General features: G+C 76.4%; 19 protein-coding genes and 1 pseudogene. 5 read left to right on the top strand and 15 right to left on the bottom strand.

From position 1 onward, the window contains the following. Positions 1-4: 4 nt before the first annotated feature. Positions 5-769 (bottom strand): phosphatase PAP2 family protein, encoded by a 765-nt coding sequence (locus ACFY00_RS24005; RefSeq protein ID WP_388033600.1) that lies wholly within the window; start codon positions 767-769, stop codon positions 5-7. A gap of 233 nt (positions 770-1002) precedes the next feature. Between ACFY00_RS24005 and ACFY00_RS24000 the strand changes: the two genes are divergently transcribed. Further along, on the top strand, positions 1003-1629 hold the full coding sequence (locus ACFY00_RS24000; protein WP_388033580.1) for a TetR/AcrR family transcriptional regulator C-terminal ligand-binding domain-containing protein: 627 nt from the start codon (positions 1003-1005) through the stop codon (positions 1627-1629). A 61-nt stretch (positions 1630-1690) separates the two neighbouring features. Here ACFY00_RS24000 and ACFY00_RS23995 read toward each other — a convergent pair whose 3' ends face one another. From ACFY00_RS23995 to ACFY00_RS23980, 4 genes and pseudogenes are all read right to left on the bottom strand, one after another. After that, positions 1691-2284 carry a hypothetical protein gene (locus ACFY00_RS23995; RefSeq protein ID WP_388033601.1) on the bottom strand — a complete coding sequence of 198 codons (594 nt, stop codon included), beginning with the start codon at positions 2282-2284 and terminating at the stop codon, positions 1691-1693. 158 nt (positions 2285-2442) lie between these two features. Further along, positions 2443-2898, bottom strand: a pseudogene (locus tag ACFY00_RS23990) (glycosyltransferase); the annotation flags it as partial. Positions 2899-3094: 196 nt separating this feature from the next. Further along, the gene (locus ACFY00_RS23985; protein ID WP_388033579.1) at positions 3095-3244 is read right to left on the bottom strand and encodes a hypothetical protein; all 150 of its coding nucleotides are present in this window, start codon (positions 3242-3244) and stop codon (positions 3095-3097) included. Between the two features lie 124 nt (positions 3245-3368). Further along, positions 3369-3755 carry a nuclear transport factor 2 family protein gene (locus ACFY00_RS23980; RefSeq protein ID WP_388033578.1) on the bottom strand — a complete coding sequence of 129 codons (387 nt, stop codon included), beginning with the start codon at positions 3753-3755 and terminating at the stop codon, positions 3369-3371. Between the two features lie 74 nt (positions 3756-3829). Between ACFY00_RS23980 and ACFY00_RS23975 the strand changes: the two genes are divergently transcribed. Further along, positions 3830-4462 (top strand): TetR/AcrR family transcriptional regulator, encoded by a 633-nt coding sequence (locus ACFY00_RS23975; RefSeq protein WP_388033577.1) that lies wholly within the window; start codon positions 3830-3832, stop codon positions 4460-4462. 27 nt (positions 4463-4489) lie between these two features. Here the strand turns inward: ACFY00_RS23975 and ACFY00_RS23970 are convergent, their stop codons facing one another. The 4 genes from ACFY00_RS23970 to ACFY00_RS23955 all read right to left on the bottom strand — a co-directional run bounded on the left by ACFY00_RS23970 (position 4490) and on the right by ACFY00_RS23955 (position 8752). Next, positions 4490-5278: a PP2C family protein-serine/threonine phosphatase gene (locus ACFY00_RS23970; protein ID WP_388033576.1), complete on the bottom strand. Its 789-nt coding sequence runs from the start codon at positions 5276-5278 to the stop codon at positions 4490-4492. Positions 5279-5444: 166 nt separating this feature from the next. After that, positions 5445-6965, bottom strand: coding sequence for a SulP family inorganic anion transporter (locus ACFY00_RS23965; RefSeq protein WP_388033575.1), 1521 nt, complete (start codon positions 6963-6965; stop codon positions 5445-5447). A gap of 210 nt (positions 6966-7175) precedes the next feature. Beyond that, entirely contained in the window at positions 7176-7541 is a 366-nt protein-coding gene (locus ACFY00_RS23960) for a hypothetical protein (RefSeq protein ID WP_388033574.1), read from the bottom strand. A gap of 182 nt (positions 7542-7723) precedes the next feature. After that, complete coding sequence (locus ACFY00_RS23955; protein ID WP_388033573.1) at positions 7724-8752, bottom strand: cation diffusion facilitator family transporter; 1029 nt, start codon at positions 8750-8752, stop codon at positions 7724-7726. A gap of 197 nt (positions 8753-8949) precedes the next feature. On the opposite strand from ACFY00_RS23955, the gene ACFY00_RS23950 reads away from it, so the two are divergent. Continuing rightward, on the top strand, positions 8950-10197 hold the full coding sequence (locus ACFY00_RS23950; protein WP_388033572.1) for a PP2C family protein-serine/threonine phosphatase: 1248 nt from the start codon (positions 8950-8952) through the stop codon (positions 10195-10197). A gap of 123 nt (positions 10198-10320) precedes the next feature. Beyond that, a complete protein-coding gene (locus ACFY00_RS23945; protein ID WP_282204657.1) occupies positions 10321-10545 on the top strand; it encodes a DUF6458 family protein in 225 nt (74 codons plus the stop codon). 73 nt (positions 10546-10618) lie between these two features. On the opposite strand, the gene ACFY00_RS23940 is transcribed toward ACFY00_RS23945, so the two are convergent. After that, positions 10619-10792, bottom strand: a complete 174-nt coding sequence (locus ACFY00_RS23940; RefSeq protein WP_388033571.1) for a CsbD family protein — start codon at positions 10790-10792, stop codon at positions 10619-10621. 89 nt (positions 10793-10881) lie between these two features. Beyond that, positions 10882-11742: an oxygenase MpaB family protein gene (locus ACFY00_RS23935; RefSeq protein WP_388033570.1), complete on the bottom strand. Its 861-nt coding sequence runs from the start codon at positions 11740-11742 to the stop codon at positions 10882-10884. A gap of 117 nt (positions 11743-11859) precedes the next feature. On the opposite strand from ACFY00_RS23935, the gene ACFY00_RS23930 reads away from it, so the two are divergent. Beyond that, positions 11860-13116 carry an NAD(P)/FAD-dependent oxidoreductase gene (locus ACFY00_RS23930; RefSeq protein WP_388033569.1) on the top strand — a complete coding sequence of 419 codons (1257 nt, stop codon included), beginning with the start codon at positions 11860-11862 and terminating at the stop codon, positions 13114-13116. Between the two features lie 22 nt (positions 13117-13138). On the opposite strand, the gene ACFY00_RS23925 is transcribed toward ACFY00_RS23930, so the two are convergent. From ACFY00_RS23925 to ACFY00_RS23910, 4 genes are all read right to left on the bottom strand, one after another. After that, positions 13139-13321, bottom strand: coding sequence for a hypothetical protein (locus ACFY00_RS23925; RefSeq protein WP_388033568.1), 183 nt, complete (start codon positions 13319-13321; stop codon positions 13139-13141). A gap of 92 nt (positions 13322-13413) precedes the next feature. Continuing rightward, complete coding sequence (locus ACFY00_RS23920) at positions 13414-13854, bottom strand: VOC family protein (protein WP_388033567.1); 441 nt, start codon at positions 13852-13854, stop codon at positions 13414-13416. A gap of 69 nt (positions 13855-13923) precedes the next feature. Next, positions 13924-14382: an ATP-binding protein gene (locus tag ACFY00_RS23915; protein WP_388033566.1), complete on the bottom strand. Its 459-nt coding sequence runs from the start codon at positions 14380-14382 to the stop codon at positions 13924-13926. 115 nt (positions 14383-14497) lie between these two features. Continuing rightward, a complete protein-coding gene (locus ACFY00_RS23910) occupies positions 14498-14875 on the bottom strand; it encodes an STAS domain-containing protein (protein ID WP_388033565.1) in 378 nt (125 codons plus the stop codon). Positions 14876-15031 lie beyond the last annotated feature (156 nt).

Raw genomic sequence — 15031 nt, 5'->3', positions numbered from 1 at the left:
GCGATCAGGGTGCCAGGGCCGCTTCCGGGCCGGGCCTCCGGGGCGGGACCGGACGGCCTGGCACCGGGCGGTCCGGGGGCGCGGGACGGGTCGGGGGCGCCGGGCTGCGGTTCGGGGCGCGGATGAAGGTGAAGGCGACCAGGAACATCAGGGTGGCGACGATCGAGTCCAGCCAGTAGTGGTTGGCCGTGCCGACTATCACCGTCAGGGTGACCAGCGGGTGCAGCAGCCACAGCCAGCGCCAGCGCGAGCGGGTGGCCGCGATCAGGCCGATGGCCACCATCAGGGCCCAGCCGAAGTGCAGCGAGGGCATCGCGGCGAACTGGTTGGAGATCCGGTCGACGTCCGGCGGGCCGTAGACCGAGGGCCCGTAGAGCCGTCCGGTGTCCTGCAGCCCGGTCGCGGCGAGCATCCGCGGCGGCGCCAGCGGGAAGGTGAACGGCAGCACCAGCGCGACCGAGGTGACGGCCGCCAGCACCCGGCGCGCCCACAGGTAGTGGGCGGGGCGGCGGAGGTAGAGCCAGACCAGGAACAGCGCGGTCGCGGGGAAGTGGACGGTGGCGTAGTAGGTGTTGGCCGCCTGGACCACCGCGTGGTCGTGCAGCAGCAGCGACTGCACGGCGCCCTCCCCCGGGAGGTGGACGGTGCGCTCCAGGCTCCAGACCCGGTCGGCGTTGTGGAAGGCGGCGTCGGTGCGGCCGATGGCCATCCGACGGCCGAACTTGTAGACGGAGAACAGCCCCAGGACGAGCAGCAGCTCCCGCAGCAGCGGGGGCCTGACCCCGCCTCCGGTGCCGAACCTCGTGAGGACCCCGACGAGAGCCCTGGTGCGAGCCGCGACGCGGGCTCCGGTGCGGGCTTGCAACCCTCCCCCCTTACCGGCGGGCCGTGCACGACCCGCGCCTGCGAGTGCCGATACGCTGACGTATCGATACGGACGCGTATCGATACGTTTCGGTAGTGTACATACGCCTGCCACCGCACCGACACCATGGGGAAGGCATGACGCACCACCCCGCCCCGGATCCCGCTCCGGACCCGGACCCCGCCCCCGCCGCGACCCGCTCGAAGATCAGCTCCGAGCGCGAACGGGAGTTCTTCGCGGCCGTGCTCGACGAGGTCCGCACCCACGGCTACGAGGCCGTCACCATGGAGGGCGTCGCCGCCCGCACCCGGTGCGGCAAGTCCACGCTCTACCGGCGCTGGCGGACCAAGGCCCGGTTCGTCGCGGCCGCCCTGCGCGCCGACCGGCAGCCGCGCTGCGCGGGCATCGACACCGGTTCGCTGGCCGGCGACCTGCGCCTGGTCGCCGCCGCGGCCGGAGCCTGGTCCGACCAGGACACCCCGCTGCTGCAGGCCCTCGGCTACGCCGTGATGACCGACAGCGACCTCCGGGACGCCGTCCGGGAGACCGTGGTCGCCCCCGAGGTCGCGGCCCTGGAGGCCGTGCTGCGGCGCGGGGTGGAACGGGGCGAGGTGCCGGTCGGCCACCCGGCCCTGGAGTTCGTCCCGAGCATGATCTTCGGCGTGACGCGGATCCGGCCGCTGATCTCCGGACGGCCCGCCGACGCGGAGTACCTGACCCGGTACGTGGAGTCCGTCGTCCTGCCCGCCCTCGGCCTGTCCTGACCGTCCCCCCCCGGCCTGTCCTGACCGTCCCCCGGCCTCGGCGGGCAGGGGCGCCCCGGCCTCAGCGGACCGGCGCCGCGGTGACCTCGGGCCCGTTGCGGCGGGTGCCCCAGCCGGTGCGCAGGCAGGTGGCGGTGGCGTACCAGCGCACCGGCCGCAGCACCGCCCAGGACCAGGCGACCGCGAGCGGGGTCAGCGCCCGGGTGCCGAGCTGCGAACGCAGCGACTGGTCGGAGCGGCGCACGGTCAGGTAGCGCAGGGTCTGGCCGGAGACGATCAGCAGCGGCACGGCGAGCAGCTCCGGCGGGAGCGGCGTCCCGCCGTACAGCGAGTGGCCCAGCAGCAGGGCGGCCGCGGCGGTGGCGGCCAGGTGCTGGTACCAGCGCAGGACCTGGGCGAGGAACGCCGGGTGGCACAGCGGCAGGTAGCGCACCCGCCACAGCGAGCGGATGGTGGAGCCGCGCATCCAGCGCAGGTACTGGCGCAGGTGGTGGCCGACGGTCTCCGGCATGACGGAGAAGACGATCGCGGTGGGCTGCTGCACGACCCGGCCGCGCCGCAGGGCGTAGAAGGTGAGCATCGAGTCGTCGGAGAAGGTGACGGGCCGTCCGGCGAAGCGCTCCGCGACGTACTCGTCCAGGTGGTCGGTGAGCACCTCGGCGCGGTAGGCGGCGAGCGAGCGGAGCAGACCACCACCGCGCCCAGCGGGGAGAGCGTGGAGCGGTCCACCAACTGGTTGGTGACGTACCACAGGTCGGCGATCCGGCTGATCGGTCCGCGCCGGTTGTTGTGCGCGACGACCACCCCGGCGACGGCCTGCACCCGCGGGTCGGCGAGCGGCTGGAGGAGTTCGTGCAGGGCGTGCGGGTCGAGGTGGGCGTCGGAGTCGACGGTCACCAGGACGTCCGCGCCGGGGCAGTGCCGGACGGCGGCGACCTGGGCGTGGCGCTTGCCCCGGTTGGGCTGCCGCTGCCAGCTCGTCCGGATCCCGGCCGCGGCGGCGGCGCGCAGCCACTGCGCGCGCACCTCGCGGTAGTCGACGATGGAGCCGTCGTCGACGACGTGGACGGACTGCGGGCGGCGGGTCTGCTCCAGCAGCGCGGCCAGGGCCGAGCGCAGGTAGCCGGGGTCCTCGTCGAACACCGGCACCAGCACCGCCACCTCCAGCCGGTCCAGGGCGCACTGCTGCGCCGGGGCGGCCCGCACCGGCCGCTCCGCCAGGTACAGCGCGGTCTGCAGCACCAGCGCGGCCGCCAGCGGCGTCCACATCCACTGCGCCCACCGGTCCTCGGCGCCCAGCGCGACGCTCCAGGCCCGCAGCCCGTACGCGGCCGGCACCGTCGCCACCACCAGCAGCCCCGCCAGTACGGCGAGCAGCACCGCGGGCCTGCGCCGCCGGGCCGTCAGGACGCCGGTGCTCCCGGCGCCCACGGCCTCGGCTCCCACCCCCTCAGCGCCCACCCCCTCAGCGCCCACGGCGGAACCCGATCCGCACGCACAGCACCCCGACGGCGATCAGCGCCGCGGCGGCCGCCGCCACCCACCACCCGGCCAGGGTCAGCCCGCCGATCACCAACACGCCCGCACCGGTCTGCGCCAACTGGTTCTGGTACACCGCACGCCTCGCAAAGGGGGAAGGGAACAGTCCTCCCTGCCACCCTCGACGGAGCCGTGCGGTGACGCACCGTCAGTTCGCGGAGCGGGTGACGCGGCGTCATCCCGCCGACCTCGCGGGGTGCTCAGAACATGCCGTTGGGGTTGCGGGCCTCGTCGGGGACCTGCTGCATGACGTCCCAGTGCTCGACGATCCGGCCGTCCTCCAACCGGAAGATGTCGACGATCGCGGTCCCCGGCCCGCCCGGCACCCGGACGCCCCTGACGTGCGCGACCACGTGGTCGTCCTCGGCGAAGATCCGCCGCACCTCGGCGCGCAGCCGCGGGAAGTTCGTCCGCAGGGTCTCGACGAACTCCCGCAGGCCGTCCGGCCCGTCGGCGATCCGGGGGTTGTGCTGGACGTAGTGGTCGCCGAGCAGTGCGGCGGCCGCGGCGTGGTCCTTGTCGTTGATCGCCGCCCGGTAGAAGGCCAGGACGGTCCGCTTGTTCTCCTCGAGTCGTGCACTCGACATGGCTCCCCCTCATGTGTGAACAGCTGTAGCGCTACGACTGTAGGGCAACTGCCGTAGGGATACAATCACCCACCGTGGAAGCCAAGTCACCGAGCACCCGAGCCGCCCGCGGACGCAACCCCCGGGGTCAGGGCGACCGCCTGCGCGCCGAGGTGCTGGCCGCCGCGCTCCGGATGCTCGACGGGCTCGGCGACGACCAGGCACTCTCCCTGCGCGCCGTCGCCCGGGAGGTCGACGTCGCCGCGACCTCGGTCTACCTGCACTTCCCCGATCGCGACGCCCTGGTCCTGGCCGCGCTGGAGCACTGCCACCGGGATCTGACGGACGCCGTGCGGCGGGCCGAACTCACCGCCGCCGACGACCCGGTGGCCCGGCTGCGCGCCCGGACCCTCGTCCTCGGCGCCTGGGCGCACCGGCACCCCGGGCTCTACAAGGTGCTCCACGAGAGCACCCTCAACCAGCGCGCGGAGATGCCCTTCAAGGAGGAGCTGGGCCGCAGCACGGCGGCGGCGGTGCAGGCCTGCATGGACGCCGGGCTGGCTCCCGCGGACGACGCCGCCACCGTCGCGCTCGACCTGCGGGCGGCCGTGCACGGGGCGGTCTCCATGCGGGTCAACCAGCCGGGCCACCCCTGGCCGCCGTTGGAGGAGCAGGTCGACCGCTTCCTGCGCAAGCTCGTGGGCGTGCCCGGTCCCGGGCCCTGCTGAGGACGGCGGCTCGGCCCTCGGTCCGGCTCAGTCCTCGATCCGGACCAGGGCGAGGGTGACGTTGTCCGGGGCGCCGGCCCGGATCGCGGCGCGCCAGAGGTCGACCAGGGCCCGCTGGTCGTCGCCCTGCGCGTCGCCGTCGGCCTCGGCGTCCGCCTCGGTGAGCAGGGCGGCGAGCTCGTCCGGGGCGACCGGGTCGGTGAGGCCGTCGGTGCACAGCAGGTAGCGGGCGCCCGGCGCGACGGGCAGCCGGACCAGGTGGGGGTCGAGGTCCTCGGGGGCGGTGGGGCCGCCGAGGGTGCGGGTGACCAGGTGGCTGGTGCGGCGGCCGGGCGCGGGGGGCGGGCTGTCGTCGGTGCTGAGCTGGCGCAGGCCGAGTCCGTCGCCGCGGTCGGGGGTGATCTCGAAGACCTGGCTGTCGCCGACGTTGAAGACCAGGACGTGCTCGGCCCCGAAGGCCGCCCCGGCCACGGTGGTGGCCATGCCCGCCAGCGCGGGGTCGGCCTCGGCGGCCTCGCGCAGGGCGGCGTGGCAGGCCCGCAGCTCCTCGGTGACGTCCTGCTCGGTGCGCAACTGCGGCCCGGCGGCGGCCAGGTGGCGAACGGTCAGCGCGGAGGCGACGTCCCCCGCCGGGTGGCCGCCGAGCCCGTCCGCGACGGCGACCACCACCGGGGTCCCGCCGAGCGGGAAGACCAGCGACTGCGGGCTGTCGGTGGACAGCGCGCTCAGCGTCCACGGGCCCAGCACCAGGCTGTCCTCGTTGTGGTCCCTGACCACCCCGTCATGGCTGAGCGCGCTGACGACGACGTACGGCACTCCACGGCCCTTTCACCGACCCCCGACCACATCCTGACGCAGCAGATTCTGCCCCGTCCCCCTCCCCGCCCCGCCACCAGGGCCGGGTGGGCCGGTCAGCGGGGCGGGGCGGGCCGGGCGGGATCCGGCCGTTCCCCGGCCCTCGCGGGGGCCGGGGTGCGACGGGTCAGGTTCCGGCGGTGGCGGCGGTGAGCGGGGGTTCCCAGGTGATGGCGGGGCCGCCGTCGACGGCGTGCCGCCCGGCCCAGGTGAGCAGGGCGGTGCGGCAGGCGTGGTCGAGGTGGCGCAGGTCGGTCCAGTCGAGTTCGACGGCCCGGCCGGTGGGGAGGGACTCCAGGGTGTCCAGGAGGCGGGGCAGGCGCAGGAAGGTGGCGTTGCCGCTGAGCCGGATCCGCAGCGGGCCGCCGGGGCCGCTGTCGGTGAGGTCGATGTGCAGGTGGGAGGTCTGCCAGGCGCTCTTGGCGACGGCGAGGGCGACGCCGATCAGGACGCCCTCGAAGAGGGTGGTCAGGACGATCGCGGTGGTGGTGACGGCGAGGACCGCGAGTTCGCCGCGGTGGCCGCGCCACAGGGCGGCGGCCGGGCGCAGCGGGATCAGTTTGGCCCCGGCGTGGATCAGCACGCCGCCGAGCACGGCGAGCGGGACGAGCCCGAGGACGGCGGGCAGCAGGGCGGCGAACAGCAGCAGCCACAGGCCGTGCAGGACGCGGGAGGCCTTGCTGCGGGCGCCCGCCTGGACGTTGGCGGCGCTGCGGACGATGACGGCGGTCATCGGGAGGGCGCCGAGCAGGCCGCACAGGGTGTTGCCGATGCCCTGGGCGGTGAGTTCGCGGTCGTAGTCGGTGCGCGGCCCGTGGTGCATCCGGTCGACGGCGGCGGCGCTGAACAGGCTCTCCGCGGAGGCGATCAGGGCGAGGGCGAGGACGGTGCCGAGCCCGGCGGCGCCGGTGACGGCGGCGAGGCCGTCGCCGGTGGGCGGGGCGACGGACTCCAGCAGGCCGTCCACCTCGACCCGGGGCACGTCCAGGCCGAACGCGGCGGTGGCCGCGGCGGCGAGCAGGACGGCGGCCAGCGGGGCGGGCACGGCGCGGACCGGGCCGGGCAGCTTCTTCCACAGCGTCAGCAGGAGGACGGTCGCGGCCGCCATCAGCAGCGCGGCGGTCGCGGCCCGGCCGGTGAACCAGTCGGCGGCCAGCGCGGGCAGGTGGGCGATCTTCCCGCCGCCGCTGCCCGGCGCGGTCCGTCCGGAGACGGCGTACAGCTGGCCGAGGATCAGGATCAGGCCGATGCCCGCCAGCATGCCGTGCACGACGGACAGCGAGATCGCCCGGAACCAGCGGCCGGTGCGCAGCAGGCCCATGGCGATCTGCAGCAGCCCGGCGGCGAGCACCAGCACGCCGAGCGAGCCGAGGCCGAAGCGCTGGACGGCGTCGAACACGAGGACGGTCAGGCCCGCCGCGGGGCCGCTGACCTGGAGGCTGCTGCCGGGCAGCAGGCCGACCACGAGGCCGCCGACGATGCCGGTGACCAGCCCGCGTTCGGCGGGGACGCCGGAGGCGACGGCGACGCCGACGCACAGCGGGACGGCGACCAGGAAGACCACCAGCGAGGCGGGCAGGTCCTGGCGCCAGTGGGCGAGCGCCCGGCGCGCGGCGGAGGGGCGGGTGGTGGTGTCGGTGGTGTTCACAGCGGTCGGACCTCCCGGTGCGGGAGGGCGCGGACGTGGTGGTGCGTGGACGAGCGCATGGGTGTCTCCTTCCGCCCGTGCGGCCGCGGCCGGACGGGGGCTGCTGTCAGGGCAACGGAGCGAACCGACGTGTCGTCAGGGCGGGCGGGGGCGGCGTCCGGACGGACCGGCCCCGGCCCGTCGCCGTCCTCAGTCAGCTCACGGGCCCGCTCAGCAGCGGAAGACCTGGAGGCGCGCCAGCGCGGCCGGTCTGGACCCGCCGACGACCGCCACCGGCACCGGGGACGTCTGCGCGCCCGGCTCCCCGGCGTCCGCTCCCCCGGAGCGGGCCGCGCCGCGCACGGGCGGGCCGCCGTTCGCCCGCGGCCGCCCGGTGCCGCGGCCCGCCGGGGCTGGCGCCTCGTGCGGGTGGGCGCACTCCAGGTGCTCCTCGGCGACCGAGGCGGCGGCCGGACGGGCCGCCCGGGGCTGCGCCTGCGCCGGGGGCCCGGCCGTGAGGACGGCGAGCACCGCGGCGAGGGCGACGGCCAGCAGGACGGCGAGCCGCCCGCCCCGCGTCGTTCCGCGTCCGGTCATCCCCACCTCCCCGGCCCGTGCCCGGCCCGGTCGCCGTGCCGTTCCAGCTTAGGTGCGGGACGGCGCCGGAGGGTCGGATTCCGGAAATGAAACATGAACGAAACCCGATAATCGGCAAGGAACTTGACGATGCGTCAGTTCGTTCGGGCCCCATCGGACCGGCGGACGGACGGTGCTGACGGTCAGTGCGGGTGGGGCTCCCCGCGGTGGACCGCGCCGTGCGGCTGGGCGCAGTGGCCGTCGGCGGCCCGCGGGGCGGCGGCGCCGACGGTGAGCAGTTCGGCGGCGGCGTGGTCGACCTGGAGGGTGGTGTGGGTGATGCCGTTGCGGTCGGCGAGGTCGCGCTCCAGCTCCTCGCGCACCGCGTGGCAGTCCCGGTCCGGGGCGACCAGGACGTGCGCGGAGAGCGCGGTCTGGCCGGAGGTGATCTGCCAGACGTGCAGGTCGTGGACCTCGACCACACCGGGGCGGCCGACCATGGCGTCGCCGATCGCGTCCGGGTCGAGCCCGGCGGGGGCCGCCTCCAGGAAGATCCGGCCGGACTCCTTGAGCAGCCCGCATCCGGCCCTGACCATCAGCACCACCACGACCAGCGAGACGGTCGCGTCGGCCCGGGCGTACCCGGTGGCCATCACGACCAGGCCCGCCACGGCGGTGGCCGCGAACCCGAACAGGTCGTTCAGCACGTGCTGGTAGGCGCCCTCGACGTTCAGCGAGGTGCGGTTGGCCCGGGAGAGGCACCAGGCGGCGACCACGTTGACCGCGATGCCCGCCAGCGCGGTCAACAGCACCGGCGCGCCCGCCACCTCCGGCGGGCTGACCAGCCGCCGCACCGCCTCGTAGCTCAGCCAGGCCGCCAGCAGGATCAGCGACAGCCCGTTGGCCTGCGCGGAGAGGATCTCGGCCCGCTTGAGCCCGAAGGTGAACCCGCCCCGGGCGGGCCGGGCGGCCAGCCGCATCGCCACCAGCGCGAGGACGATCGACGCCGCGTCGGTGAGCATGTGCGCCGCGTCCGACAGCAGGGCGAGCGAACCGGCGGCCAGACCGACGGCGACCTCGACCGCCATGTAGGCGCAGATCAGCCCGAGCGCGGTCGCCAGCCAGCGGCGGTCGGCGTCGGCCGCGACCCCGTGCGCGTGCCCGCCGTGCCCGTGATCGTGCCCGTGATCGTGGCCGCCGTCTCCGTGCCCGTGGTCGTGCTCCGCGCCCATGGCTCCGCCCTCCCCGTCCGCTCGTTCGACCCGGGGAAGTGAAGCGCACCGCCTCGCACCTTGGCAAAGGCTGCACCGATGACGGTTTTCAGCGGCGACCGGAGCGCCCGGGCCCGCGGCCCCGGCGGGCGGGGGCCCGCGCGGTCCGGGAGGGTAGGAACGGACGGAGGGGTGGCCGACAGCGGAGGTGAGCGAGGATGCACCGCCACGACGAGGAGCGGGCCGGGGCCGCGGTGCTCGGCCTGCTGGAGGACTCGCACCGGGCCGGGCCCCGGGACCTCCCGCGGCTGGTGCAGGACGCGGCCCGGCGGATCGGGCTCACCGGCGCCTGGATCTACCTGGCCGACGTGCAGGAGACCTGCCTGACCGCGCTGCCCGTCCCGCCCGAGGCGCCGCACCTGACCGGGCCCGCGGGCCCCGAGGTGCTCGACGTGGAGAACTCGCTGGCCGGGCGCGCCTACCGCACCGGGCGCGCCGCCGGTGCGGGCAACGCGGGCGGCGACGCGGGCACCGGGGCCGGCGCGGGCACGGTGGGCTGGGTGCCGATCGTGGACGGCATCGGACGCCTGGGGGTGCTGCAGGTCACCGCGCCCGCCCTCGACGAGGGCCTGCTCGACTCCTGCCGGGCGCTGGCCTCCGTGACCGCGCTGCTGATCGCCTCCAAGACGCCGTTCAGCGACCTGCTGGTGCGCACCGGGCGGCGCCGGGCGATGACCCTGCAGGCCGAACTCGTCCGGGCGATCCTGCCGCCGCGCACGATCGGCAGCCGCGAGGTCACCTCCAGCGCCGTCCTGGAGCCCGCCTACGACATCGGCGGCGACGCCTTCGACCACAACCTGGCCGACCGCCGCCTGCACCTGACCCTGGTCGACGCGATGGGCCACGACCTGGCCTCCGGGGGCTGCAGCGCCGTCGCCCTGGCCGCCTGCCGCTCCACCCGCCGGGCCGGCGGCACCCTCGCCGACATCGCGGGGGCCATCGACGACGCGCTGACCCAGTGGATCCCCGACCGCCTGCTGACCTGCGTGATCGCCGACCTCGACCTCACCACCGGCGTGCTGTCCTGGGTCAACTGCGGCCACCCGACGCCCCTGCTGATCCGCCGCGGCCGCATCCTCGCCCGGGCCCTGGAGCGCCCCGTCCACCCGCCGCTGGGCCTGCCCGCCGGCCTGCCGCGCACCGCGCCGACCGTCCACACCGCGCGCCTGGAGCCCGGCGACCAGCTGCTGGTGCACTCGGACGGGGTGACCGAGGGCCGGGACGCGGCGGGGGCCCCGTTCGGCGAGGAGCTGCTGGTCGAGGTGGTCTCCCGGGCGATGGCGGACGGCCTGCCCGCCCCCGAGGCGCTGCGCCGGCTCGTCCGGCGGATCACCGCGCACCAGGGCGACCGCCTGCGGGACGACGCCACCGTGCTGCTGGCCGCCTGGCACCCCGACGGCCCCTGAGCGCTCCGGGCGGCCGACGCGTCGTCAGCGACCGGGAGCGGGACGGGAATCCTCCGGCCGGTCGGGGGTAGACGCCGGTCGGCCCCGGTCCCGGGGCGTGACGAGACGGTGACGGAGGCGATCATGGGGCTCGGTGGCTGCATCATCCTGCTGGCGGTCGGGGCGATCCTGGCGTTCGGCGTGCACTGGCACCTGGCGGGTGTCAACCTCACGGTGGTCGGCGTCGTCCTGATGGCGGCGGGCCTGATCGGCGTGGTGGTCTACGCGCGGGTGCTGGGGCGCCGCCGCTACCTGGGCGGGCGTGGCGTGGACGAGGTGGTGATCGAGGAGCGGCGCGACGTGCTGTGACGGTGGCGCGGGAACAGCGGAGGGGCCCGGAACCGGTGGACGGTTCCGGGCCCCTTCCAGTGGGACGCTGCGCTCAGTCCTTGAAGACGTCCTTGACCTTCTCGCCGGCCTGCTTGACGTCGCCCTTGGCCTTGTCGGCCTTGCCCTCGGCCTCCAGGCGCTCGTTGCCGACCGCCTTGCCCGCGGCCTCCTTGGCGGTGCCCTTGGCCTTGTCGCCGACGTTCTCGATCTTGTCGCCCATGCCCATCGCGGCCTCCTGACCGGTCGTTCCGTCACTGACGGAGTTCCGTATGCCCGGCTTGTCCGGAAACATTCCTCCGGATCGGGTCCGGCCGGTCAGGCCGCCTCCCGGGGCACCGGCATCGCCCACCGGATCGTCCGCACCACGGCCAGGCCGAGCGGGCGGACCGCGGCGGCGCTCAGCCGGTCGGTCGGCAGGCCCAGCAGGGCGCGGTGCTCGGGGGCGGGCAGGCCCGCGGCGGCGGCCGCCAGCGCGCCGTAGGCGGGACGGACCGCCCACGGCAGCGGCGGGTGGAGCAGCAGGAAGCGGGCGGCCGCGCGGGCCTCGGCCGTCCGGGCCAGCTCCGGTCGGTAGGAGCGGAGCACCGCGTCGAGCTCCGCGCGGCTGCGCGGCGGCCGCTCGACGCCGAGGGCGGCGGCGACCTCCGCGGTGTCGGCCACGTAGCCGTCGCAGCCCGCCGGGTCGAGCGGCGCGGCCCCGTACGCCTGGTGGGCGCGCAGGAAGCTGTCGGTCTCCGCCGCGTGCACCCAGGCCAGCAGGTGCGGGTCGTCGGCCCGGTAGCGGACCCCGGCGGCCGTCGTGCCGCGGATCCGGGCGTGCACGGCGCGGACCCGCTCCACGGCGGCCCGCGCGTCGTCGGCGGTGCCGAAGGTGGTGACGGCGAGAAAGGTGCTGGTGCGCTGGAGCCTGCCCCACGGGTCGCTGCGGTAGCCGGAGTGCGCGGCGACCGCCGCCATCGCCGACGGGTGCAGCGACTGGACCAGCAGCGCGGCGAGCCCGCCGACGAACATCGCGGCGTCGCCGTGCACCCGCCGGATCGGCCGGTCCGGGCCGAACGGGCGCGGCCCCGGGGTGCCGTGGATGCGCCGCCGGACGGCGGGGCCCTCCGGCCCCGCCACCTTGGCGAACAGGGCCGCCCCGAGCCGTTCCCGCAGGTCCACCCGTTCCGCGTCCATGCCCTCCACGGTAGTCCGCGGTCCGGACCGGCGGGCGGTCCCATCCGTCCGCCGGTCCGGCTCCGAACCCGTACGAACGCCTGTGGCGGGGCACGGACCGAGGACAGGAGGAGCGCGGTGGACGCGAGCGGTGCGGTGGACGTGGCGGTGGTCGGCGCCGGGGCGGCGGGCCTGGCCTGCGCGCTGGACGTCGCGGCGGCCGGGTGGCGGGTGCGACTGCTGGAGGCTTCGGACGCGGTGGGCGGGCGGATGCGCACCGACCGGCGCGACGGCTTCCGGCTGGACCGCGGCTTCCAGGTGTTCAACACCTCCTACCCGCAGGTGCGGCGCCGTCTGGCCCTGCGCCCGCTGCGCCTGCACCCGTTCACGCCGGGCTTCGTGCTGGCGGGCCCGGCCGGGCACCGTCGGGTGGTCGACCCGCTGCGCCGCCCCGGCCTGGCGGGCGACCTCCTGCGCGGGCGGGTGCTCCCCGCCCGGGACGCGGCGGTGCTCGCCGCGCTGACCGCGCGCGACGCCCTGCTGCCCGCCGCGGCCCTGCGCCGCGGGCGCGACGTGCCGACGGCGGCGGCGCTGCGCGCGGCGGGCGTGTCGCGGGCGACCGTCGACGGGGTGCTGCGCCCGTTCCTGGCCGGCGTCTTCCTGGAGGACGAACTGACCACCTCCGCCCGGGTGTTCCACCTGTACTGGCGCAGCATGGTCCGCGGGACGCTCGCCCTCCCGGCGGCGGGCATCGGGGCCGTCCCGACGGCACTGGCCGCGCTGCTGCCCCCGGGGGTGCTGGAGCTGGACGCGCCGGTGGCGTCCGTGCACCGGGGCGGGCTGCTGCGGGCGGACGGCCGGGAGCTGGCGGCGCGCTGCGTGGTGGTGGCCACCGAGCCCGCGGCGGCCGCGGCACTGTTGCCCGGTCTGCCGGTGCCGCCGACCCGCGCGGTGACGACCTTCTACCACGCCGCGGAGCGCCGCCCGCCGGCCGGACCGACCCTGCTGGTGGACGGCGGGCGGCGGCTGCTGAACTCGGTGGTGCTGTCGGAGGTGGTGCCGGGCTGCGCGCCGCCGGGGCGCTCGCTGGTGTCCACCTCGGTGCTCGGCACGGACGCCGGGGAGCGGGCGGTGCGGCTGCGGCTGGCGGAGCTGTACGGCTGCGACACCTCGGGGTGGGAGCCGCTGGCCGCGTACCGGATCCCGGGCGCGCTGCCCGCGATGCCCGCCCCGCACCCGCTGACCCGCGGCAGCCGCTGGGCGCCGGGCCGGTACGTGTGCGGCGACCACCGGGCGACCGGTTCGGTGCAGGGCGCGCTGGCGTCGGGGGCGCGGGCCGCCCGCGAGGTGCTGGCCGACCTGGCGGCCGGGCGGGGCGCCCGGCCGGGCGGGTGAGCGGGCCCCGGGCCCCGGGGGGTCACTCGTTCGGGGACGCGGCGGCCGGGTGGGGCTCCACGGGCCGCCGGGTGGTCGCCGGGCTCGGTTCGAGGAAGGGCGACGCGGTGACCGGCGCGGGCCGCTGCCCGTCGCGGGGGTGCAGCGGGCGGTGGGTGGCGGTCTCGGAGAAGGGCTGCCACAGCGGGTGGCGATCAGTGTTCACGGGCCCAGTCTGACCTGTCGGCAACGGTCGAATCCTCCGATTTTCCGGCGGCGGGTCGGCGGCGGGTCGGAGCGGCCGGTCGGGGCGGTCGTTCAGCCGAGCTCCTCGGCGAGTCCGACCACGACGCCCTCGGGGCCGCGGACGTAGCAGAGCCGGTAGACGTCCCCGTAGCGCACGACCTCGTCGACGAGTTCGGCGCCGTGGGCCCGCAGGCGCTCCAGCAGGTCGTCGAGGTCGTCGACGGCGAACATCATCCGGCGCAGGCCCAGCGTGTTCGCCGGGGCGTCCCGCGGTTCGGGCGCGAGGGCCCGGGGCCGGTGGAACTTCACCAGCTCCACCCGGCCGTGCCCGCCGGGGACGCGCAGCATGGCCACGTCCTGCCGGACGTCGCGGAGGCCGATGACGCGCTCGGCCCCGCTCCACTCCAGCGGGCCCCGGCCCTCCAGTTCCAGGCCGAGTTCGACGAAGAAGGCGACGGCGGCGTCGAGGTCCTCGACGACCACCAGGACGTTGTCCATCCGTCTGACCGCCATGCCGGTCCTCCTCCGTGCGGCGGGTGTCGGTCCACCGCCACGCTAGTGCCTCGCCCGTCCGGGCGGGCGTCAGAGTGCGAAGGTGACCCGGATGCGCTTGCCGCCCGCGGGCAGCGGCACGACCTGGCAGGTCGCGGCGAGGGCCTGGACGATGGCCCAGCCCCGGCCCCCGGCGGTGGCGGGGTCGCGGTCGTGCAGCGACAGGACGACGGGGTGGCGGTCGTCCTTGTCCTCGACCTCGACGACCAGTTCGGTGCCGCACCGGCCGAGCCGGGCCTCGAAGCAGGTCAGGCCGCCGCCGTGGCGCAGGGCGTTGGCGACGAGCTCGGTGACCGCGAGCTGCGCGTCGGCCAGCACCTGGCCGCCGGGGTGCCCGGCGGCGTCCAGCAGCCGGGCGAGGGCGGTGCGGGCCTGACCGGCCGTCCGCACGGGCGCGGGCTCGAGCTCCGGCGGACGTGCGGGCTCGGGCGGCCGACCTTCGGGGACGGCGGCCTCCGGGGTGAGCGGCAGGGCGTCGTCGTGGGGCATGAACGACCTCGAATCGTCTACGGCACCGTTCGTGCCGGCCGGTGAGGCCGGGCTGAGGGGTCGGGGAGCGTGTGCCCAGGGAAGGGCGGATGATGCGGCGCGGACGGGCTGCGGGTCACCCGCCCCCCGCTCCGTGCTGGTCGCGGCGCAGGAGTTCCGCGGCCGCCGCCAGGGCCTGCGGCAGGCTGTCGGCGACGGTGAAGTAGCCGTCGGTCGCGGTGATCTCCAGCAGCCGCCGCACCGCGGGCCCCAGCGGTCCGAGCAGGACCAGCGCGCCGTCCGCCGCCTCGGTGCGCTGCTGCGCCAGGACCAGCGTCCGCAGGGTGGAGGAGTCGGCGAAGGTGACCGCCGAGACGTCCAGGACGAGGACGCCCGTGCTGCGGGCGAGGGCGCCGTCGACCGCGGCCGCGAGTTCGCGCTCGTTGTCGTGGTCGAGGTCGCCGCGCAGCTGCAGCACCGTCGCCTCGGGCGGCTCCGCGGTGTGGTCGGTCATGGCGGTCATGCTAGCCGGGCGGGGCCCGGGGCCGGGGAGTTGCCGGGTGGTTGCCGCGTCCGGGAGCGGGCGCGGGGATCTTCGGTGCCGATCCTGTGGTGGGGGCCGATCTGGCGCGGGTCGACCAGGCGGCCACGCCGCCGGGGACCCGGCGCA

The organism is Kitasatospora sp. NPDC001540 (assembly GCF_042894345.1).
Classification (GTDB): Bacteria; Actinomycetota; Actinomycetes; order Streptomycetales; family Streptomycetaceae; genus Kitasatospora; species Kitasatospora phosalacinea_C.
Note: the sequence above shows the minus strand (reverse complement) of the source record. Positions and strands in the feature narration are given on the sequence as shown.

Excerpts from the sequence above, each read along its gene's own strand:
- ACFY00_RS24000 (WP_388033580.1), top strand. The coding sequence starts at position 1,003 with ATGACGCACCACCCCGCCCCGGATCCCGCTCCGGACCCGGACCCCGCC.
- ACFY00_RS23980 (WP_388033578.1), bottom strand. The coding sequence starts at position 3,755 with ATGTCGAGTGCACGACTCGAGGAGAACAAGCGGACCGTCCTGGCCTTC.
- ACFY00_RS23960 (WP_388033574.1), bottom strand. The coding sequence starts at position 7,541 with ATGACCGGACGCGGAACGACGCGGGGCGGGCGGCTCGCCGTCCTGCTG.
- ACFY00_RS23955 (WP_388033573.1), bottom strand. The coding sequence starts at position 8,752 with ATGGGCGCGGAGCACGACCACGGGCACGGAGACGGCGGCCACGATCAC.
- ACFY00_RS23950 (WP_388033572.1), top strand. The coding sequence starts at position 8,950 with ATGCACCGCCACGACGAGGAGCGGGCCGGGGCCGCGGTGCTCGGCCTG.
- ACFY00_RS23945 (WP_282204657.1), top strand. The coding sequence starts at position 10,321 with ATGGGGCTCGGTGGCTGCATCATCCTGCTGGCGGTCGGGGCGATCCTG.
- ACFY00_RS23940 (WP_388033571.1), bottom strand. The coding sequence starts at position 10,792 with ATGGGCATGGGCGACAAGATCGAGAACGTCGGCGACAAGGCCAAGGGC.
- ACFY00_RS23935 (WP_388033570.1), bottom strand. The coding sequence starts at position 11,742 with ATGGACGCGGAACGGGTGGACCTGCGGGAACGGCTCGGGGCGGCCCTG.
- ACFY00_RS23920 (WP_388033567.1), bottom strand. The coding sequence starts at position 13,854 with ATGGCGGTCAGACGGATGGACAACGTCCTGGTGGTCGTCGAGGACCTC.
- ACFY00_RS23915 (WP_388033566.1), bottom strand. The coding sequence starts at position 14,382 with ATGCCCCACGACGACGCCCTGCCGCTCACCCCGGAGGCCGCCGTCCCC.
- ACFY00_RS23910 (WP_388033565.1), bottom strand. The coding sequence starts at position 14,875 with ATGACCGACCACACCGCGGAGCCGCCCGAGGCGACGGTGCTGCAGCTG.